Below are 18,856 nucleotides of genomic sequence, written 5' to 3' on the forward strand. Positions count from 1 at the left end.
GAAAGCGGTCACTGCCGTCGAAAACCGAGTTGAACTCAGGTCGTTCCCGCGTGAACGTCGGATGGCGTACACAAGGATGACACCGATGCGTGATCGCCACAAAACATTCTCGACGGCCGCCCTTTTCGGCGCGCTCGCCCTGAGCGGATGCAGCGAGCGGGAGACGGTCAAGACGCCGTCAGCCGCGCCTGGCGGCACAACTTCCTCGGCCATGGTGCCGGACGACGACGCGCCGCGTCTGGCGCCCGGCCTTTGGAGGGTGGCGACTACGTCGGACGGCCAGTCACAGGAGATGTCGATGTGTCTCGACGAGGCGGTTCAGGCGCGCATGAGCGCCTTTGGCGCCACGGCCTCTGCCGGAGCCTGCGAGGAGACACGCATGACCCGGGAAGCTGGCGGCGGCTGGCGCACCCGCTCGATCTGCGACATGGGGCCCGGCGGGCGGATGGTGTCCGACGGCGTGGTGACCGGCGATTTCCGCAGCATCTACCGGTCGGAATGGACCACGGTGACCAGCGGCGCCGCCCTGGCCCAGATGAACGGCGAGACCAGCTCAGTGGCCGAAGGACGGCTGGTCGGCCCCTGCCCCGCGGACATGCGCCCGGGAGACGCCGACATCGCCGGCATGCGGGTGAACATGGCCGAGATGGCCGATCAGGCTGCGGCGCGGGCAGGCGCGGGCGCGCCCTGAGCCGTCAGGGCTGGCGGCGTTGAACCACGTTGATCAGGCCGATGACGCTCTTCACCGTGAACCAGATGAACAGCACCAGCATGGCCAGGCCGGCGGCGATCAGGAACGGGATGCCGATGATGATCAGGCTGAGGATGCCCGAGACGATGATCAGCACCGTCAGCAGGATGAACCAGACGATGGTCGACCAGAACAGGCTGATCTGGGTGTCGAAGTGGCGGCGCACCCACGGGCTGGAGCCCTCGCGGGCCACATAGGCGACGATCACCCCGACCACGGCCAGGATGTTGGCGCTGGGGATGGCCAGCAGATACAGCAGCCAGACGACGGCGGCCGCGGCGCGGCCTTCGTCGGGATCGGCGGGAGCGGCGGCGTTGGCGTCGGTCATGTCAGATCGTCCAGCTGTCGGGATTGGCGATGGGGCGGTTCTGGCGCAGGCGCCACAGGCCGCTGACGCCGCGCACCAGGGTCCACAGGGCGGCGGCGAACAGCACGATGACGCCGACGCTGACCACGATCAGCACCAGGCCGATGGCGGCGGCGATGGCGGCGTGCACAAGGGTGCGCTTCTGGAACCGCGCGTGGCTCGCCAGGACCGGATCGGTGGGAGCCTTGCGCGTCAGCACCCCATACAGGCCGACGGCGGCCGATACGCCCAGGGTCGGGATGGCGAACAGGATCAGGGCGTAGAGGGTCCAAACCCAGGTGACATCTCGGGCGTCGGCCTGAGTTGGCTGCCGGGCGCGCCCCGCCTCGGCGAAATCGCGTCCGGCCCCGGCGGGCAGCGGTCGTCCCGAATAGCGATCGGCATAGCCCTCGGGCAACGACACCTCGGGCCGCGAAGCGGGCGCGGCGGGATCGGGTCGGTCGTGTGGAAAGCGGGGGTCGGACATGCGGCCGGAAAGATGACGGTCCGGAGCCCGCCGCGCAATGATTATCCGGCGGACTCCAGCCGAACCTCGCAGCCGGGGACGGCGTGATCGCCGAGGGCGCCGGGCTTTTCGACGCGAACGCGGACGGCGCGTGCTCGCGGATGCTCCAGCAGGACGCGGCACAGACGCTCGGCGAAGGTCTCGACCAGTTCGATGTGACCGGCGGCGACGATGTCGCGCGCGGCTGCGACCACGCCCTCGTAATTGACCGTTTCGTCCAGGCCGCCGATGGCCCCGGGGGCGAGCGTCAGCTCGATGTCGACCACCAGGGTCTGCAGACGGCCGTGTTCGTGAGCGTGCACGCCGATGCCAGCCTGAAGCTCGAGGCCGCGCACAAAGACGCCGAGGCCGGTCATGGTGGCGCTCATGGGTGGTCAGTCCTCGTCGACGATGTCGGGGGTCTTCCAGGCCAGGTGCTGGCCGCCGTCCACCGCGATCATCTGGCCGGTGACGCGGTCGGCGCGCGCCAGGTACAGCACCGCCTCGGCGATGGCTTCGGGGCTAGAGGCGCGCTCCAGCGGGATATTGCGCGCCTCTGCATCAAACTCGGCCTGGCTTTGATGGATCGAGGGCAGGGTCGGGCCGGGGCCGACGCCATTGACCCGCACACGGGGGGCCAGGGCCTGGGCCAGGGTGCGCGTCGCCCACCACAGCCCTGCCTTGGACAGTCCGTAGGAGAAGAAGCGGGGGTCCGGCTTGAGCACCCTCTGGTCCAGCAGATTGATCACCGAGGCGCGGCCGGCGGCGGCGTCCGGAACCTGGGCGGCGAAGGCCTCGGCCAGCACGATCGGCGCGCGCAGATTGGTGGCGATATGCCGGTCCCACAGGTCGCGCGACAGGTCGCCCACGCGATCGTCCTCGAACAGGGAGGCGTTGTTGACCAGCAGGGTCAGGGGACCGACCGCCTGAGCCGCTGTGGCGATCAGGCTGCGCGCCTGATCCTCATCGGCCAGATCGGCGAACACGGCCTCGGCGCGCACGCCCAGACCGCGGAGCTCGCCCGCCAGCGCCCGGGCCTCTTCGGCGCCGCCGCGGTGATGCACCGCGACGTCATGTCCGGCGCGGGCGAGGGCCAGGCAGATAGCGCGACCGATGCGCCGGCCGCCGCCGGTGACCAGCGCCGCGCCGGGCGCGGGCTCAGTCAAGCCGGCCGAACTCGAAATAGTTGATGGCGCCGAGCACGATGATGAAACCGAAGATGACGGCGAGCGCGATCATTGGCGAACTCCTGAAAGACGTGGCCTGCTCCTAATGGCCCGCGCGCGCGCCGTCCAGCGCGACAGAGCGCCCAAGCGGCTATAGTCGGGCCGCGTCGCAAGGGGTCGCCCATGAACGCCAACTGGATCGCCGTCGGCGCCGTCATGGTGGGCGGAGCCCTGACCGCCCTGCAGGGGCCGACCAATGCGCGGCTGGCGGGGGCGCTGAACTCGCCGATCAACGCGGCCCTGGTGTCGTTCCTGGTGGGGACCGTGGCCTTGGTGCTGGTCGCCGCGACCTTGCAGGTCCGGCCCGACGTGGGCGCGGCGCGGGCCCTGCCATGGCACAGCTGGATCGGCGGCCTCTATGGCGCGGTGTTCGTGGCCGCTGCCGCCTTCGCCACCCCGCGCCTCGGCGTCGCATCGACCATCGTGCTGATGGTGGCGGGACAGATGGCCCTAAGCCTGATCCTCGACCACTTCGGCTTCATGGGCGTGCCCAAGCAGCCGATCGACTGGGGACGCCTGGCGGGGGTCGGGCTGATCGTGTGCGGCGTGCTGCTGATCCGGCGGCCGTGAAGACGGGCTGACGCAGCGGCGCCGGCCTTGCTATAGCGACGGTTCCGTTCGTTCAGCCGAGGCGTCTCGCGTGGTTCTTCCCGACTTCGATCCAGTGGCGATCAGCCTCGGTCCGCTTCCGCTGCGCTGGTACGCCCTGGCCTATGTGGCCGGCATCATGGCCGGCTGGTGGTACGCCACGCGACTGGCACAACGTCAGTCGCTGTGGGCGCCGAACCGGTCGCCTCTGGACAAGGACGGCGTCGCCGACCTGGCGGCCTGGATCATTCTGGGCATCATCCTGGGCGGACGTCTGGGCTTCGCCCTGTTCTACAACCCCTCGCTCTACGCCCAGCTGTTCACCGGCGACACCTTGGGCGAGCGGTTCGAGCTGCTGCAGATCTGGACCGGCGGCATGTCGTTCCACGGCGGGTTTATCGGGGTGAGCATCGCCATCATCCTGTTTGCGCGCTCAAAGGGCGCCAATCTGCTCAGCGTCGGCGACCTGATCGCGCCGGTGGTGCCGATCGGCCTGTTCACCGGCCGCCTGGCCAATTTCATCAACGGCGAGCTGTGGGGCCGGCCATCCGACGCGCCGTGGGCCATCAACTTCTGCAACGCGCGCAATCAGGAGATCTACGGGCCAGCCTGCAACTACATGGGCTTCGGTCCCGGCGACGTCGCGCGCCATCCCAGCCAGCTCTATGAGGCGGGGCTTGAGGGCCTGCTCCTGTTCGCCATCCTGGCCTTCGCGGTGTGGAAGCTGCGCCTGCTGGCCAAGCCGGGATACGTCACCGGCCTGTTCCTGGTCGGCTATGGCCTCAGCCGGGCGGCGCTGGAGACGGTGCGCGAGCCCGATGTCGGCATGCCGGACTTCGCCCTGGGCCTGACCATGGGCATGATGCTGTCGATCCCGATGATCCTGGCGGGCGCCTTCCTGATCTGGCGGGCCTGGAGCCGTCCGCCGTACGTCGCGCCGCCCCCCGCCGCCTGATGAGTCTCGCCGACCGGCTGAAACGCGAGATCGCCCTGACTGGGCCGATGAGCGTGGCCGACTATGTGACCCGCTGCCTGCACGATCCGATGGACGGCTATTACGCGACCCGGCCCCGCATCGGGGGGGGCGGCGACTTCATCACCGCGCCCCTGGTCAGCCAGATGTTCGGCGAGCTGATCGGTTTGTGGGCTGTGGAGGTCTGGACCCGGCTGGGCGCGCCCGATCGCCTGACCCTGGTGGAGGTCGGGCCCGGCGACGGCACGCTTATGGCGGATATGCTGCGCGCCGCGCGCCTCGCTCCGGACTTCCTGCAAGCTCTGGACCTGGTGCTGATCGAGCCCAGCCCGCCGTTGCGCGCCGCTCAGGAGCGGACCCTGGCCGAGGCCGCCGTCACCCCGCGCTGGGTCTCCGGCCTCGACGATCTGCCCGCTGGCACCCCTGTGATCCTGGTCGCCAATGAGGTGCTGGACTGTCTGCCGGCGCGCCAGTTCGTGCGCACCGAAGACGGCTGGATGGAGCGCCGCGTGGGGCTGGACGACGACGGTGGCCTGACCCTGGGCCTAGCCCCCATCACCGGTCCCTTCGCCAAGCCCGACTACGCGATCGAGCCGGGGCAGGTGGTCGAGATTTCCGACGCCCAGGCGGCCTTCGGCGCGGCGCTGGGTCGGCTGCTGGCGCGAACCACGGGCGCGGCCCTGCTGATCGACTATGGCCGCGACCGGCCGGGCCCGGGCGACACCCTGCAGGCGGTGCGCGGCCACAAGAAGGAGGGGCCGCTGGATCACCCCGGCGAGGCCGACCTGACCCAGTGGGCGGACTTTCCGACCGTGCTGGAGGCCGCCGTCCGCGCCGGCGCCGATACCACCGGCAGCCAGGGTCAGGGCGACTTTTTGCGAACGCTGGGCATCGGGGCGCGGGCCCAAAGGCTGATGGCGGCGCGGCCAGAAGGCGCGGCCGTCATCGATCGGCAGGTGGATCGTCTGACCGCCGACGACCAGATGGGCCGGCTGTTCAAGTCCGCCGCCATCTTCGCTCCGCGGTCCCTGGCCGTGCCGGGGTTCGAATAGGACTCTGGCGCGTTTAGAGTGACGCCATGTCGCTCGAACCCATCATCCATCCGCTGCTGGACAACGCCGGCATTCGACATGGCTTCTTCACGCGCCGGGGCGGGGTCTCGACCGGTCTCTACGACAGCCTGAACACCGGCGTGGGGTCGAAGGACGATGCCGACGCCGTCACCGAGAACCGCGCCCGCATCGCTCGCTGGTTCGGTCGCGAGCCGGACGATCTGGCCGCCTGCTATCAGATCCATTCCGCCGTGGCCCGGGTGGCCGAGAGCGGCTGGCGCGGCGACCGGCCTGAGGGCGACGCCGTGGTCACGGCCTCGCCGGGTGTGGTCTGCGGCGTGCTGACGGCCGACTGCGCGCCCATCCTGATGGCCGACGCCGAGACCGGGGTGGTCGCGGCCGTCCACGCCGGCTGGAAAGGCGCCCTGACCGGCATCGTCCACTCAGCCGTCGCGGCGATGGAGGCGGCGGGCGCGCGCACCGACCGGGTGCTGGCCGTGGTGGGGCCCTGCATCGCCCAGGCCAGCTATGAGGTCGGAGCCGATTTCCAGGAGCGGTTCGAGCACCATGATCCGGGTGCGAGCCGGTTCTTCGCGGCGGCCGAGGCGCCCGGAAAACGGCTGTTCGACCTGCCGGGCTTCGTGCTGTGGCGGCTGGAGCAGGCCGGGGTCGGTCAGGCCGCCTGGACCGGGGACGACACGCGGGCTGACGCGGCGCGCTTCTTCTCCAACCGCCGCGCCCATTTGAACGGCGAGCCCGACTTCGGCCGGATGATGAGCGCCATCAGCCTGGACTGACCGACCTGTGTTAGGGTGGCGGGGCCGGAGGCGCGGATGGGTCCTGTTCCGTCATTGAGAAGGGTGCGACGGTGATCCTGCATCGGGCCCGGAGATCCGCGCCGGCCGTGGCCCAGGTGGTTCGCGGCTATCGGGAACGGACCGGCGTCAGCGAGGGGCCCGGCGTCATCGTCCCCCTGCCCGGTCGCCCCGCCCAGTTCCTGGAGATCTATCTGGACGATCCCTACCGGGTCAGCCTGGACGGCGGCGACTTCAGCCCGGCGCCCGAGGCCGTGGTGGTCGGCCCGTCGTCGCGGCACAGCGCGCGGCTATGGGTCAAGGGCCCGGTCGCGACCTTTCATGTCGCCTTCCAGCCCAGCGGCTTTCACCGCCTGTTCGGCGTCGGCATGGACGCCCTGGCCGATCGCGCCGTCGCCATCGAGGACTTCGGCGCGTCGCCGCTGCGCGAACTGACCGACTGGGTCCGCGCGGCCTCGGATTTCGAAGCCCGCGCGCGGATCGCGGACCACTGGATCGCTCAACGGCTGACCCAGTCGCGGCCCAGCGATGGCGTCGACCGGATCGCTCGGCTGGTGCGCCGGGCGGGAGGCGCGCCACCCATCGCCCGCATGGCCGCGCACGCCGGCCTGTCCGCGCGCCAGTTCCAGCGCCGATTCACCGAGCAGGTCGGCCTGACGCCCAAGCTCTACGCCCGTACGGTTCGTTTCGATGCGGTGCTGAACGCCCGCGAGCGATCCCCGAACCTCACCTGGACCGACCTGGCGCATCGCTTTGGCTACTTCGATCAGGCCCATCTGCTGCGCGACGCCCATACCTTCACCGGCGCATCGCCGAGCCGCCTCATCGATCCGTCCACGGCGATGTCCGATTCTTCCTAGCGAGCGCCTCCCGGCCGGACGCATCGTGGCGGCGACCTGGAGACCGACCATGAACCGCCGCGCCACCCTCGCCCTGATCGCCGGAGCTCCGCTGATGAACGCCGTTCCCGCTGCCGCCCACTCGCCCGCCGATGACCGCGCCGCCGTTCAGGCCTGGTGCGACCGCTGCGTCGCCGCCTGGGCCGCCGGGGACGGCCCCGCCATGTATGCCGGTGACGCCGAGGCCCTGGAATGGATCAATATCGTCGGCATGCACTGGCGCGGAAAGGCCGAGGTGGTCACCGCCCACGAACGCTACCTCACCACCATGTTCCGGGGCGTGCCGATGAGCCTGCGCGAGATCGAGACGCTGAGGCCGATCGGGCGCGATGGGGTGGTTGCGGTGGTGCGCTGGGCGGTGGGTCAGTTCACCACCCCCACGGGCCACGTCATTCCGCCGTCGGAAGACCGTATGACCCTGGTGTTCGAGCGGGACGCCGACGCACTGCGCCTGTTGCACGGCGCCAATGTCCAGATCGACCCGGTTGCCGCAGCGTCCGATCCGATCAGCTGATCGTCAGTCGGTCGCCACGGTCTGGCTCAGCCAATCGAGTGCCTGGGTCAGGCCATCGCCCTCGTCGGGTTTGCGGGCGGCTCCGATGAACGGTCATGGCCCGCCCCGGGTAACTCCCGATAGTCCACGGTCACCCCCGGATGGTCTTCGAGTTGCCGCGCGAGCAGGCGGGAAGATTCAGCTGGGATCGAGGTGTCGTCGGATCCCTGAAGGATAAGGACCGGTCCGCGCCACCCGGCCATCTGGGGCGCGCAGGTAAGCGGCAGCGCAGACCACCACCAGATCTCGGGATTGCTGTTTCCCAGCCAGGTCTCGCCAATCCTCGGAGACTGCTCGACGCGGTCCAGGTGCGAGGCGATGGTGCCCGCATTCTCGGTCAAGGCTCGCATGTCTGCGTCGAACGGCCGGCCGCCCCCCGTGCTGAGCAGCATGACGCTGGCCACCTCCTCCGTCGCGCCGGCCAGGGCGCAGGCGGCGTTTCCGCCCGCGGACGTCGCCATAACGTCGACCGCCGGCGCCTCAACCAGAGTCAGATTGCGCCTCAGCCAACGCACCGCCCTAACATGATCGAGAGCCCGTTGAGCCTCCAGGGACGTGCGCTCATAGGTGTCGGCGCAGACGTTGGGATCATCGCCCGCCCCTTCCTTGTCGACGGACACGACCCAGCGCGTCGGAGCGTCCGAAACGACGCGGGCGAACCAGGCGCGACGCTCGTTGAGCAGACAGTCCGAGCCGCCGATCACCATCAAGGCTCGTGGCGCGCCCCGGCCTTTGTCCCAAACGGCGAGGTCGATCGTCGAGCCATCGCCACGCGGGATTTCAACACGCCGAGATGGATCTTGAGCGGCAGCGGCGGCCGAGCAAAAGCTCCAGATTGCGAAAACCAGCGCCGCTCGAGCAGCGCGGATCAGCACGCCAGGGCCAGCTCCGGGGCGCGGGTGACGATGCGCCAGGCCTGGGGGTTGGCGAGCAGGGCGCGGACGAGCTGGTTGTTCAGGGCGTGGCCTGCCTTGACGCCCTCGTAGCGACCCAAGAGCGGCGCGCCCAGGACATAGAGGTCGCCGATGGCGTCCAGCGCCTTATGGCGCACGAACTCGCGCTCCATGCGCAGGCCGCCGGGATTGAGGATGACGTCGCCGTCGATGACCACGGCGTTCTCAAGGCTGCCGCCCCGGGCCAGGCCGGCCTGGCGCAGGGCCTCGACCTCATGGGCGAAGCCGAAGGTGCGGGCGGCCATGATTTCGTGGCGGAAGGTGCGCTCGTCGACGACGAAATCGACCACCTGATTGCCGATCACCGGCGTCGGGAAGTCGATCTCGAAGCGCATTTCGTAGCGGTCGCAGGGGAGAAGCGCGGCGGACTTGTCGCCCTCCTCCACCCGGATCGGCTCCAGAATCTCGATGACGCGCTGGAAGGCGTCCTGGCCGCGGAAACCGGCGCGGTCCAAAAGCTGGACGAACGGCAGGGCCGAGCCGTCCAGGATTGGCAGTTCCGGGCCGTCGACCTCGACCACGGCGTTCGACACGCCCAAGGCGGCGAAGGCGGCCATCAGATGCTCGATGGTCGACAGGCGCACGCCGGCGGCGTTCTCGATCATGGTGTTCAGGCGCGCATCCACCACCGCTTCGCCCGAGACCGGGATGCGGTTGTCGCGGTCGCGGACATCGGTGCGCACGAAGGTGATCCCGGCACCCGGCGCGGCCGGACGGATCGCCAGCCGCACGCGGCGGCCGGTGTGCACGCCCACGCCCGCGCAGATCGCGGGTGCGACGATGGTCCGTTCGAACTGGTCGTTCACTGGCGGCAAGGAGGAGGTTCCGCTCGTTTCCGGTTCCCGTCGCGACGACGGGGTTACGCCCCACAATCTGGGTTAATCGAGGTTGCGCGCCAGGAAAACTGAAACTGGGTTTCCCATTGTTTCGGTCTGATGACGGGAGCGCGGCGGATCAGCCGCCCTTACCCATGGTGTCCTGGATATTGATGATCGCCGGGGTCAGGATGACGATGAACAGGACCGGCAGGAAAAAGACGATCATCGGAACCGTCAGCTTGGCCGGCAGGGCGGCAGCCTTTTTCTCGGCCGCCGACAGGCGCAGATTGCGGTTTTCCTTGGCCATGGTGCGAAGCGCCGAACCGAGCGGCGTGCCGTAGGTCTCGGCTTGCGTCATGGCCGTGGCCACCGACTTCACGCCGGGATGATTGGTGCGCTTGGCCAGGCCCTCATAGGCCATGCGGCGATCCGGCAGATAGCTGAGCTCGGCGGCCAGCAGGGTGAGTTCCTCGGCCAATTCGATCGAGGCCCCGCCGATCTCCTGGCTGACCTTCTGGATGGCCTGTTCGATCGACATGCCCGCCTCGACGCAGATCAGGAGCAGATCCAACGCATCCGGGAACGCCTGCATGATCGAGGTGCGACGCTTGCCGATACGGTTCTCGATGAAGACGTTCGGGGCATAATAGCCCAGCACGAAGGCGGCCACGATGGCGGTGATCCGGGTCATGCCCGGCATGCCGAAGTCATTGATGAAGAACAGGTACAAAGCGACCGCGGCGGCCAGCACGAAGGGGCTGATCAGGCGGAAGAAGTAGAAGGTGGTGATGGGGCCCGGCCCGCGATAGCCGGCCTGCGCCATGCGGTCGGCGACCTTGGGGTCCTCCAATAGCTTGGCGAGGTTCAGGCGATCGACGACGTTCTTCTTGAAGCCCTGGTCGGCGTGACGAAGCCCGCCACCCTGCTGGAGCTCGGCGCGCGAGCGGCGTCGCAATTCCTCGCGCCGGGCTCCGACCGCCTTCATCCGGGTTTCCAGTTTGGCGCCCGACCCCATCGAGCTGACCAGGGTCACGATGGTGGCGAAGACCAGCACGCCCACCCCCATCGAGAGCAGGTTCAGCGGGTCCATGATGAAGGTCATCAGTTCGAGCATGGCGGCCTCAGAACTTGAACGAAATCATGCGCTTCATCACGAAGATGCCGAGCGCCATGAGGAGGCCCGAGACCAGCAGCATGAACTGGCCGCGAATGTCGGTGAACATCAGCATCATGTAGGCGGGCGTGGTCAGGGTGACGAGGATCATCACCGCCGGCGGCAGCGAGCCGATGATGCCAGCCGAGGCCGTGGCTTCGGACGACAGGGCCTTGATCTTCTCGGCCATCATGCGCCGAGCCCTGAGCACGGTGGACAGGTTCGACAGCGCCTCCGCCAGGTTGCCGCCGGTCTTTTGCTGGATGGCGATGACGATGGCGAAGAACTTGAGCTCGGGCGTGGGCATGCGCTCGTACATCTTGTCCAACGCATCGGCGAGGGTCAGGCCCACGCCCAGGCCGTCGACCAGTTTCTGGAATTCAGGCCCGAGCGGCGCCGGACTCTCCTTGGCGATGATCTTGAAACACTCATGGACCGGCAGTCCGGACTTGATGCCCCGCACCAGCACATCGACGGCATTGGCGAATTCAAGCGAGAACTTCTTCTTGCGGCGTTTGCCGAGAAAGCCGAGCACCCAGCGCGGCAGGCCGAAGCCGACGACAAGGGTGATCCCGATCGCCACGATGATCGGCGCGCCCAGCAGCAGCGAAAGGCCCAAGGCGACCACGCCGGCGACGAGGCTGGAGATCCAGAAAGTCGCGACCGATATCGACAGGCCCGCCTGGCGGATGCGGGCGGCAAGGGTGACCCGAGCCTTGCGCTCCTTGCGATCGGCTTCCTTGAGCTGAAGCATGATCTGCTTGCGCCGCGCCTCGGGCGTGTTGGCCTGGGCCGCCTGGGCGGCGCGTTTGGCCGCCGCGCTGCCAGGGCGTGGGGCGCCGCCGAAGGTCTGGGCGCGCTTGAGGGCCTGGGCGGACGAATCGCCGCCGCCGACGAAGGCGAAGCCCACCGCCGTGATGGTGATGAAACCCAGAACCGCGGCCAGAAGAACCAGCATGCCCCCTACTCCGCCGAGTCCAGTGCGTCCGCCAGCTCGCGCTCAAGCCCATAGTAGCGGGCGCGATCCCAGAAGCGGGGTCGGGCGATGCCGGTGGAACGATGGCGGCCGATCACGCGGCCGTTCTCGTCTTCTCCGGTGATTTCGTAGACGAACAGGTCCTGGGTCACGATCACGTCGCCTTCCAGGCCGACCACCTCGGTGATGTGGGTGATGCGGCGCGAGCCGTCGCGCAGGCGCGCGGCCTGGACGATGACGTCGACCGAGCCGACGATCATCTCGCGGATGGTCTTGGAGGGCAGGCCATAGCCGCCCATGGTGATCATCGACTCCATCCGGCTGATGGCTTCGCGCGGCGAGTTGGCGTGGAGCGTGCCCATCGAGCCGTCGTGGCCGGTGTTCATGGCCTGGAGCAGATCGAAGGCCTCGGGTCCGCGGACCTCGCCGACGATGATCCGTTCGGGACGCATGCGCAGGCAGTTCTTGACCAGATCGCGCATGGTGATCGTGCCCTGGCCCTCAAGGTTGGGCGGGCGCGTTTCCAGGCGAACCACGTGCGGCTGCTGCAGCTGCAGTTCGGCGGCGTCCTCGCAGGTGATGACCCGCTCGGTAGGGTCGATGAAGGCCGTCAGGGTGTTGAGAAGCGTGGTCTTGCCGGAGCCGGTGCCGCCTGAGATGACCAGATTGCATCGCGAAGCGCCGATGACGCCGAGAACGCGCGCGCCCTCGGGGCTGATGGAGGCGTACTCCACCAGGTTCTTCATCGTCAGCTTGTCTTTCTTGAACTTCCGGATCGTCAGGGTCGGACCGTCGATCGCCAGCGGCGGGGCGATGACGTTGACCCGGCTGCCGTCCGCCAGACGGGCGTCGCAGATCGGAGAGCTCTCGTCGACGCGGCGGCCGACCTGCGACACGATCCGCTGGCAGATGTTCATCAGCTGGACGTTGTCGCGGAAGCGGATGTTGGTCAGCTGGACCTTGCCGCCGACCTCAATGAATACCCGGCCCGCGCCGTTGACCATGATGTCGGCGATGTCGTCACGGGCCAGTAGCGGCTCCAGCGGACCATAGCCGAGGACGTCGTTGACGATGTCCTGGACCAGATGCTCCTGCTCGGCCACCGACATCGAGACGTTCTTGATCGCCACCAGCTCGGCGACGATGTCGCGGATTTCCTCGGCGGCCGCCTTGGGATCGAGCTGGGCCAGCTGGGCCAGGTCGATCGTGTTCATCAAGGCGTTGAAAATGGTCGTCTTGGTGGCGTGGTAATAGTCCGACTGTTCGCGGACGATCTCGGTGACCTGTTGGGCCTTCTTCAGCTGCTCCAAGCCAGTCGTGGCCTTGGGGCCGGGGCGGGCGGCGGGCTTGGCGGCAAGGGCGTCGAGGCGTTCGGCCTGCGGCTTGTTCTTAGGCTTGGACGCGGCCGCGCGCGAAGCCTCGGCCTCCGATTGAGCACGCGGAGCCTCCGTCGGCTCGGCGGCAGGCGCGGAAGCCGGGCGCGGGGCCAGGCCCGCATCGCCGCCGGAGCGTTTTCCGAATGCCACGCGCTACTCTCCTCGGTTCGCCGTCACCGCTTCAGGAAGCGGGCGAAAATGGACTGACCCTTGCCCGCCGTGGGCTTGTCGGCCTTGGCGGGCTTGGCCGCCTTGCCGGACTTGGCGCCCTTGGTTTGGGCGGCGGGCAGCTCGCGATTGGTGACGATCTGGGCCAGGGTCTCGAAGCCCTCGGCGGGCTTGGACTTGGCGCCGGCGTCCAGGATCATCTGGCCGTTGTTGGCCGCCGCTCCGAACAGCTTGGCGTCGAAGGGAATGACCAGGGATGGATGCACGCCGATCGCCGCGCCGAATTCCTTGGCGGGGATCTCCGGGCGACCCGGGGCGCCGACCTGGTTGAGCACCAGACGGGGCGGCGCGTCGTTGGGCCGCGCCTGCTTGATCAGATCGATCATGTTCTTGGCGTTACGGAGGGACGCCAAGTCCGGCGTGGCCACGACCACGACCTCATCGGCGGAGATCAGGGTGCGCCGCATCCAGCCGCTCCAGATGTGCGGCAGGTCGAGCACCACGAACGGCGCCGTGCCGCGAATCTGGTTCGTGACCTCCTCGAAGGCCTCGGAGGGAATATCCCAGTCGCCGTCCAGGGTCGCGGGAGCCGCGAACAGGCTCAACTTGTCGGTGCAGCGAACCATCATCCGATCCAGCAGGGTCGCGTCGACGCGGTCAGGCTGGCTGAGCGCGTCCGCCACACCCGCGATCGGGTCCTGGTTGAAGTCGAGGCCGGCCGTGCCGAACGGCAGGTCGTAGTCGACGATGACGGTGTTGGCGCCGATCCGCTCGGAGATGGCGTAGGCTGTGTTGTGAGCCACGGCCGAGGAGCCCGCGCCGCCGCGTGCGCCGACAAAGGCGATGGTGCGGCCAACGAAGGGCTGGGCCGGGTCGGAGAACAGGCCACCGATGGCCGAGATCAGTTGCAGGGGCTGGATAGGGGCGACCAGATATTCGCTGACCCCGCGCCGCATCAGCTCGCGATAGAGCAGGATGTCGTTGGTCGCGCCGATGACGACGACCTTGGTGCCCATGTCGCAGACCTCGGCCAGGCGGTCGATTTCGCCGAGCAGGGTCTGGGGATCGGATAAGCACTCCACCACGATCAGCGGCGGGGTCGGCTCATGGCCGTAGGATTCGACGGCGGCAGGCACGCCGCCGACGCGGATCTGGGTGGAGGCGCGGGCCAGGCGGCGGTCCTGGCCTGCACGCTCGGCGGCGGCCAGAGTGTCCTGGCGCTCGGCGAAGACGTGGATGGCGATGCGCGGAACCATGACCTCGCCCAGTGCGCCCTGGGCGCTGGCGACAAGTTCGCCGACGGGATTGTAGCCGGCGGCAGGGTCGGCGACCGGGGTCAGGCTGGTTTCGACAGACGCCAGAGGCGGTCGCTCCGGAGCCGGAGCAGGTAACGGCTCGGCCGACGCCTCCGACGTGGGCGCAACGGCGGCCCCGGCAGGGCTCAGGAACTGCAGGGGCTCTCGCGAGGCCGTGGCATCTGCCGGATGTGGCGGCGCGGCGCCGAGCTCCATGTCGAGGTCGAATTCATCCTCGAAGGTGTCGAAGCGTTGATTGGCGAAGCTGCTCATGTCGCGCCCTATTCCACCGCCTGGGCGACAGCCTGACCGACCAGGGGCTCCTGGTCCGCCGAGGTCTGTTCGCCCGCGCGGTAGCTGTCGAAGACGGTGGCCCGACGATTGCCGTCAGGCGGGGTCATGTCGCGCGGACGTAGAATGTCGCGCGGATTGGCGATCTGGGCCGCCATATTGGCCGTGGTGGCGCAGCCGAAGTTTGTGTTCGGCTGGTTCGAACCCGTCGCGGTAAAGGGTGACCACTCGCGCCCGCATTGGGGCACATAGGCCTGCAGTGTCTCGAACCCGGCCAGCACCGGCGCGCGCGGATTGGGCGCCGGATAAGCCTGCACGATCACTGCGTCAGGGTGGAGCCCCTCGGCCTCCAGGGCGGCCTTGATGCGCCAGGCGTGCTCCCCCGCGATCGGGTCGCCCCCTGAGGGAGCCTCGACGATGATGGCCGGAGCCCCCTCGTAGGCGAAGCGGTGGGCCAGATCGCGCAGGGCGGCATGCTGGTTCGCCGAGAGGCCCTGCTCGTGCACCGCCAGGGCGATGCGATCGACGCCCGGCTCGACCTGCAGGGTGTAGCGAGACGTCGGATTGATCGGGATCGGTCCCGACGGCGCTGTGGCGCAGGCGCCGAGCGCGAGGGCGGCCGATCCCAGGATCAGGAGGCGGGCGGAGGCGGATCGCGACATCGGGGGCGTCCTCATTCGATCACATAGCCGACCGGGCCCTGCCACGAGCCGGCGACGGGCTGGCCGCCAGCGGGCGGGCCATAGGCGCGGTTGAGCTGGCCGAGCAGCAGGGTCTGAGCGTCGTGGGCGACTTCCAGGCCATCGGCCGGGGTCTGCAGGCGGCCCGGCGCGGTCGGCGACACCACATAGGGCTCGACGATGAAGACCAGCTCGGTCTCGCCCGACAGATAGTCGCGTGAGCGGAAAAGCCCGCCGATGACCGGCACCGATCCGAGGCCGGGCAGACCATCAATGGTCTGGCGCGTCTGCTCGCGCAGGAGGCCGGAGATCATCAGAGCGCTCCCCGACGGCATCTCGACCGTGGTCTGGGTGCGCCGCACGTTCAGGGCCGGGATGACCAGAGCGTTCTCGGCCGTGCCGCCCAGAGTAAAGGCGCCGTCGGTCGTCAGCTCGGACACTTCCGTCGAAAGCTGCAGCGAGATACGGCCCTCGGACAGAACGATCGGACGGAACGCCAGACGTACCCCGTAGGGCTTGAACTCGATCTGGATATTGCCTTCGCGGTCGCGACCGGTCGGCACCGGGAACTCGCCCCCGGCGAGGAAGTCGGCGTTCTCGCCGTTTGTCGCGGTGAGGTTTGGCTCAGCCAGGGTGCGGACAAGACCGGCGCGCTCGAAGGCGCGAAGCCCGGCGGTCAGGCTGTCCGGCGCGGGATTATTGTAGGTGAAGCCGCCGCCGCCCAGCTGGCTGCCGGCGATGCCGAACGTTGCGGTGTTGAGCAGCCGGAAGCTGCCGTCGCCGCCGTCGCCGATCAGGGCGCTGATATCGACGCCCAGCTGCTTGATGACGTTGCGCTGGACCTCGACCACCTTCACGCGGAGCATGACCTGGTCGGAACCGGACACGTTCAGCATGTTGATGACGCGCTCGGGCTCTTCGACGAACTGGCGCGCGATCTGGGTGACGCGGTCGGACTCGCCGGGGCTGGAGACGGTGCCGGTCAGGATGAGGCTCTCGTTCACCGCCTCGACGCGCACATTGGCCCCGGGCGCCAGGCGGGCCAGGGTGTCGCTGAGAGCATGCACCCCAGCGTCCACGCGAATGGAGAGATTGAGGATCGGCCGTCCGGCGGCGTCGAGGAACACCGCATCGGTCTCACCCGGCGCGATGCCGATCACCGTGATGCGGCGCGGCGAGTGCAGCATCGCCTCGGCGACGGCGGGATTGGAGATGATCACGTCGCGCGCATCGACCGGCAGGTCGATGGCGGCGGAGCGCCCCCGGGGCAGATTCAGCGACTGGGTGTCAACGCCATAGGCGGCCTGGACCCGGGGCTGGGCCAAGGCCCCGGTCGGCGGGGCGACGGCGCCCGCGGCGACGGCCAGGGCGGCGATCAGGCAGACGGTTCGGCTCATTTCACGACCACCGTTTCGGCGGCGCCGCCGCGGTAGACGCGGACGGAGCGGGGTTCATTGGCTTGCGCCATCGTCCGGCCCGATGGGCCGCCGACGTCGGCGTAGGATCTCAGCACCAGGGAAAGCTCGCCCTCGGACTTGGCGCGAGCCAGCACCTCGGCGTCGGTCGCGCCGACGGCCAGGGTGGCGGTGGCGCCGACCACGGCCTTTTCGTCGCCGGGCTGGGTGGTCTGGTCGATGGCCAGGACGCGGACGTTCTGCATGACCGTGGAGGCGGCGAAGCGCGCGGCGTTGGCGTCCGGCGTGGCGTCAACATTCCGGAGTTCGCGGGTCAGGACGACATCAACACGGTCGCCCGGGAGGATGAAGCCGCCGGCGGCGGTTTCGACCGTCACGCGGATCGCCATGGCGCGGGTGCCGGGCTCCAGATAGGCAGCCATGAAGCCGGACTCTCCGGCCATGACCACCTTGCGGGTCGTGATCGGTTCGCCGGCGGCGATCGGTTCGCGCACCACGCCGCCGACATAGCTGTCCTTGCCGCCACCTGTGACGGCCTCGGAGACCGCGTCACCGGCCTTCTCGACAGCGCCGGCCTCTTCCACCACCGCCGGAGCGTTTCCGTCCGTGATGAAGGCGGGGATGACCCCGTCGGCGGGCCAGTCCTTCCACTGGATATCGGCGGAGGACAGCCTGACGCCAGGCTCCAGATCCTTGGCGGCGACCAGCACCTTGGTCATGGGCGTCTGCTGCACCGGGGCGGCGGCGGCGACCTGGGTGGCGGAACCGCCGGACCCCATGGCGCGCACGACCAGCGCCAGGCCGATCGCGGCGACCGCGGCGATGCAGATGACAAGGATTCGGGCGGGCTTCATGCGTCGTCTCCGGCGAGGGAAGCGGGCGGACTCCGCCAAGCCTTTCCCCCTGTCGTTAACGACAATGAAGCCGGGAGGTTAACGCGCCCCTAAACCCGCGGTCGTCCAAGCCGCTGGAATCGCAAGCGGACTCAGACGCCGGAGGCGAAGGTCTCGACCAGGGGGCTCATGGGAAAAGCCATCAGGGCGCCGATGGCGATCGCGACGCCGTAGGGAATGTCGGCCTTGGGCGTCAGCAGGCGACTGAGCCAGCCCGGTCCGCCGGCCGCATAGGGCAGCTGGGCGCGGGCGCTGATCAGGGCCAGACAGAACACTCCACCGGCCATGCCGGTGAACAGCAGGAACGGGAGCGTTCCTCCCAGACCCATCCAGAGACAGGCCGCCGCCAAGAGCTTGGCGTCGCCGCCGCCGATCCAGCGCAGAGCGAACATCCCCGCGCCGACGAAAAGGGCCACGACCGCCACGCCGACGTGGACAAGAACCGACATCGGCGCGATCCCCACGACCCAGGCCGTTGGGAAGAAGGCCGCGATCAGGACCAGCGACATCCAGTTCGGGATGGTCATGGTGGTCAGATCCTTGAGCGCCGCGGCGATGGCCACGGCCGGGAGGATGCTGAGGCACAAGAGGATCAGGGTGTCCAAGACCGGTTCTCCGAGACGGCCTCGCAGTGTGGGCCGTTTTTTCTTGCGCGCCGGTTAAGCCGGCGCCTGGCGCATGCAGAAAGGGCCGGAGCGTTCGCCCCGGCCCTCCCCGATATCTTGACCTGATGGGTCGGCTTAGGCGCCGGTGCCCATGTCAGTCGCGATCTTGTTGAAGTTGCCCTTGATGTTCGTGCCCAGGGTGGTCACGGCGCCGATGATGACAACGGCGATCAGGGCGGCGATCAGACCATACTCGATGGCCGTGGCGCCGGATTCGTCTTTAGCAAACTTGGCGATAAACTTGGTCATTGGATCTCTTCCTTCTTCAGAGCGAGCAATTGGACTTCCACCAAAGGGTCATCGGTTTTGCCCGCTTGACCCCCATTCACATCGTGACCATGCGCCGGGTGGCCTTAATGGCGCGTAAAACGCAGCGAATATTCGTGGTTAGCGGATTTTTACTGTGTTCGGGCCGCGGAGGGGCGCTCTGACGCCGGCCTTCGAGCCGGGCGCTCCAAGCCCTAT

General features: G+C 68.6%; 22 protein-coding genes. 7 read left to right on the forward strand and 15 right to left on the reverse strand.

All coding sequences use genetic code 11. The annotated features are described in order from the left end of the window. The first annotated feature begins 85 nt into the window (after window positions 1-85). Window positions 86-691, forward strand: a complete 606-nt coding sequence (locus tag EES48_RS08745) for a DUF3617 domain-containing protein (protein WP_122465998.1) — start codon at window positions 86-88, stop codon at window positions 689-691. Window positions 692-695: 4 nt separating this feature from the next. Here EES48_RS08745 and EES48_RS08750 read toward each other — a convergent pair whose 3' ends face one another. Genes EES48_RS08750 through EES48_RS08765 form a run of 4 tightly spaced genes read right to left on the reverse strand, consistent with a single transcriptional unit; the run spans window position 696 to window position 2,768 of the window. Then, window positions 696-1,079: a hypothetical protein gene (locus tag EES48_RS08750; RefSeq protein WP_122465999.1), complete on the reverse strand. Its 384-nt coding sequence runs from the start codon at window positions 1,077-1,079 to the stop codon at window positions 696-698. A gap of 1 nt (window position 1,080) precedes the next feature. Then, on the reverse strand, window positions 1,081-1,584 hold the full coding sequence (locus EES48_RS08755) for a hypothetical protein (RefSeq protein WP_205679409.1): 504 nt from the start codon (window positions 1,582-1,584) through the stop codon (window positions 1,081-1,083). Window positions 1,585-1,625: 41 nt separating this feature from the next. Next, complete coding sequence (locus tag EES48_RS08760; RefSeq protein WP_240623288.1) at window positions 1,626-1,991, reverse strand: dihydroneopterin aldolase; 366 nt, start codon at window positions 1,989-1,991, stop codon at window positions 1,626-1,628. Between the two features lie 6 nt (window positions 1,992-1,997). Next, window positions 1,998-2,768, reverse strand: coding sequence for an SDR family oxidoreductase (locus tag EES48_RS08765; RefSeq protein WP_122466000.1), 771 nt, complete (start codon window positions 2,766-2,768; stop codon window positions 1,998-2,000). Window positions 2,769-2,951: 183 nt separating this feature from the next. Here EES48_RS08765 and EES48_RS08770 point away from each other — a divergent pair, with 183 nt between their 5' ends. The 6 genes from EES48_RS08770 to EES48_RS08795 all read left to right on the forward strand — a co-directional run bounded on the left by EES48_RS08770 (window position 2,952) and on the right by EES48_RS08795 (window position 7,669). Further along, window positions 2,952-3,398 carry a DMT family transporter gene (locus EES48_RS08770; protein WP_122466001.1) on the forward strand — a complete coding sequence of 149 codons (447 nt, stop codon included), beginning with the start codon at window positions 2,952-2,954 and terminating at the stop codon, window positions 3,396-3,398. A gap of 70 nt (window positions 3,399-3,468) precedes the next feature. Further along, window positions 3,469-4,371, forward strand: coding sequence for a prolipoprotein diacylglyceryl transferase (lgt, locus tag EES48_RS08775; RefSeq protein WP_122466002.1), 903 nt, complete (start codon window positions 3,469-3,471; stop codon window positions 4,369-4,371). After that, the gene (locus tag EES48_RS08780; protein WP_122466003.1) at window positions 4,371-5,441 is read left to right on the forward strand and encodes a class I SAM-dependent methyltransferase; all 1,071 of its coding nucleotides are present in this window, start codon (window positions 4,371-4,373) and stop codon (window positions 5,439-5,441) included. The genes lgt and EES48_RS08780 overlap by 1 nt, the downstream gene beginning before the upstream one ends. A 26-nt stretch (window positions 5,442-5,467) precedes the next feature. Further along, window positions 5,468-6,238 (forward strand): peptidoglycan editing factor PgeF, encoded by a 771-nt coding sequence (pgeF, locus tag EES48_RS08785; protein ID WP_122466004.1) that lies wholly within the window; start codon window positions 5,468-5,470, stop codon window positions 6,236-6,238. A 71-nt stretch (window positions 6,239-6,309) separates the two neighbouring features. Next, complete coding sequence (locus EES48_RS08790) at window positions 6,310-7,116, forward strand: helix-turn-helix domain-containing protein (protein WP_122466005.1); 807 nt, start codon at window positions 6,310-6,312, stop codon at window positions 7,114-7,116. A 49-nt stretch (window positions 7,117-7,165) separates the two neighbouring features. Beyond that, a complete protein-coding gene (locus EES48_RS08795; RefSeq protein WP_122466006.1) occupies window positions 7,166-7,669 on the forward strand; it encodes an SgcJ/EcaC family oxidoreductase in 504 nt (167 codons plus the stop codon). Window positions 7,670-7,716: 47 nt separating this feature from the next. On the opposite strand, the gene EES48_RS08800 is transcribed toward EES48_RS08795, so the two are convergent. The 11 genes from EES48_RS08800 to EES48_RS08850 all read right to left on the reverse strand — a co-directional run bounded on the left by EES48_RS08800 (window position 7,717) and on the right by EES48_RS08850 (window position 18,640). Next, window positions 7,717-8,418: an alpha/beta hydrolase family protein gene (locus tag EES48_RS08800; RefSeq protein ID WP_205679410.1), complete on the reverse strand. Its 702-nt coding sequence runs from the start codon at window positions 8,416-8,418 to the stop codon at window positions 7,717-7,719. A gap of 158 nt (window positions 8,419-8,576) precedes the next feature. After that, window positions 8,577-9,476 (reverse strand): UDP-3-O-acyl-N-acetylglucosamine deacetylase, encoded by a 900-nt coding sequence (gene lpxC, locus EES48_RS08805; protein WP_122466008.1) that lies wholly within the window; start codon window positions 9,474-9,476, stop codon window positions 8,577-8,579. 139 nt (window positions 9,477-9,615) lie between these two features. After that, a complete protein-coding gene (locus EES48_RS08810) occupies window positions 9,616-10,593 on the reverse strand; it encodes a type II secretion system F family protein (RefSeq protein WP_122466009.1) in 978 nt (325 codons plus the stop codon). Window positions 10,594-10,600: 7 nt separating this feature from the next. Beyond that, complete coding sequence (locus tag EES48_RS08815; RefSeq protein ID WP_122466010.1) at window positions 10,601-11,590, reverse strand: type II secretion system F family protein; 990 nt, start codon at window positions 11,588-11,590, stop codon at window positions 10,601-10,603. A 5-nt stretch (window positions 11,591-11,595) separates the two neighbouring features. Beyond that, the gene (locus EES48_RS08820) at window positions 11,596-13,134 is read right to left on the reverse strand and encodes a TadA family conjugal transfer-associated ATPase (RefSeq protein WP_122466011.1); all 1,539 of its coding nucleotides are present in this window, start codon (window positions 13,132-13,134) and stop codon (window positions 11,596-11,598) included. A gap of 23 nt (window positions 13,135-13,157) precedes the next feature. Further along, a complete protein-coding gene (locus EES48_RS08825) occupies window positions 13,158-14,720 on the reverse strand; it encodes a cellulose synthase operon protein YhjQ/BcsQ (protein ID WP_122466012.1) in 1,563 nt (520 codons plus the stop codon). A gap of 8 nt (window positions 14,721-14,728) precedes the next feature. Continuing rightward, window positions 14,729-15,400: a CpaD family pilus assembly protein gene (locus EES48_RS08830; protein WP_122466013.1), complete on the reverse strand. Its 672-nt coding sequence runs from the start codon at window positions 15,398-15,400 to the stop codon at window positions 14,729-14,731. Window positions 15,401-15,411: 11 nt separating this feature from the next. Continuing rightward, window positions 15,412-16,815 (reverse strand): type II and III secretion system protein family protein, encoded by a 1,404-nt coding sequence (locus EES48_RS08835; protein WP_122466014.1) that lies wholly within the window; start codon window positions 16,813-16,815, stop codon window positions 15,412-15,414. After that, complete coding sequence (gene cpaB, locus EES48_RS08840; RefSeq protein ID WP_122466015.1) at window positions 16,812-17,687, reverse strand: Flp pilus assembly protein CpaB; 876 nt, start codon at window positions 17,685-17,687, stop codon at window positions 16,812-16,814. The genes EES48_RS08835 and cpaB overlap by 4 nt, the downstream gene beginning before the upstream one ends. Window positions 17,688-17,818: 131 nt before the next feature. Beyond that, entirely contained in the window at window positions 17,819-18,331 is a 513-nt protein-coding gene (locus EES48_RS08845) for an A24 family peptidase (protein WP_122466016.1), read from the reverse strand. Window positions 18,332-18,466: 135 nt separating this feature from the next. Next, window positions 18,467-18,640: a Flp family type IVb pilin gene (locus EES48_RS08850; RefSeq protein WP_122466017.1), complete on the reverse strand. Its 174-nt coding sequence runs from the start codon at window positions 18,638-18,640 to the stop codon at window positions 18,467-18,469. Between the last annotated feature and the right edge of the window lie 216 nt (window positions 18,641-18,856).

It is taken from the genome of Brevundimonas lutea (assembly GCF_003704105.1).
Classification (GTDB): Bacteria; Pseudomonadota; Alphaproteobacteria; order Caulobacterales; family Caulobacteraceae; genus Brevundimonas; species Brevundimonas lutea.

What these genes read in the sequence shown, in the direction of transcription:
- EES48_RS08770 (WP_122466001.1), top strand. Translation starts at nt 2,952, where the DNA reads ATGAACGCCAACTGGATCGCCGTCGGCGCCGTCATGGTGGGCGGAGCC.
- pgeF (WP_122466004.1), top strand. Translation starts at nt 5,468, where the DNA reads ATGTCGCTCGAACCCATCATCCATCCGCTGCTGGACAACGCCGGCATT.
- EES48_RS08815 (WP_122466010.1), bottom strand. Translation starts at nt 11,590, where the DNA reads ATGCTGGTTCTTCTGGCCGCGGTTCTGGGTTTCATCACCATCACGGCG.
- EES48_RS08755 (WP_205679409.1), bottom strand. Translation starts at nt 1,584, where the DNA reads ATGTCCGACCCCCGCTTTCCACACGACCGACCCGATCCCGCCGCGCCC.
- EES48_RS08750 (WP_122465999.1), bottom strand. Translation starts at nt 1,079, where the DNA reads ATGACCGACGCCAACGCCGCCGCTCCCGCCGATCCCGACGAAGGCCGC.
- EES48_RS08850 (WP_122466017.1), bottom strand. Translation starts at nt 18,640, where the DNA reads ATGACCAAGTTTATCGCCAAGTTTGCTAAAGACGAATCCGGCGCCACG.
- EES48_RS08810 (WP_122466009.1), bottom strand. Translation starts at nt 10,593, where the DNA reads ATGCTCGAACTGATGACCTTCATCATGGACCCGCTGAACCTGCTCTCG.
- EES48_RS08835 (WP_122466014.1), bottom strand. Translation starts at nt 16,815, where the DNA reads ATGAGCCGAACCGTCTGCCTGATCGCCGCCCTGGCCGTCGCCGCGGGC.
- EES48_RS08780 (WP_122466003.1), top strand. Translation starts at nt 4,371, where the DNA reads ATGAGTCTCGCCGACCGGCTGAAACGCGAGATCGCCCTGACTGGGCCG.
- cpaB (WP_122466015.1), bottom strand. Translation starts at nt 17,687, where the DNA reads ATGAAGCCCGCCCGAATCCTTGTCATCTGCATCGCCGCGGTCGCCGCG.
- EES48_RS08795 (WP_122466006.1), top strand. Translation starts at nt 7,166, where the DNA reads ATGAACCGCCGCGCCACCCTCGCCCTGATCGCCGGAGCTCCGCTGATG.
- EES48_RS08760 (WP_240623288.1), bottom strand. Translation starts at nt 1,991, where the DNA reads ATGAGCGCCACCATGACCGGCCTCGGCGTCTTTGTGCGCGGCCTCGAG.
- EES48_RS08745 (WP_122465998.1), top strand. Translation starts at nt 86, where the DNA reads ATGCGTGATCGCCACAAAACATTCTCGACGGCCGCCCTTTTCGGCGCG.
- EES48_RS08825 (WP_122466012.1), bottom strand. Translation starts at nt 14,720, where the DNA reads ATGAGCAGCTTCGCCAATCAACGCTTCGACACCTTCGAGGATGAATTC.
- EES48_RS08830 (WP_122466013.1), bottom strand. Translation starts at nt 15,400, where the DNA reads ATGTCGCGATCCGCCTCCGCCCGCCTCCTGATCCTGGGATCGGCCGCC.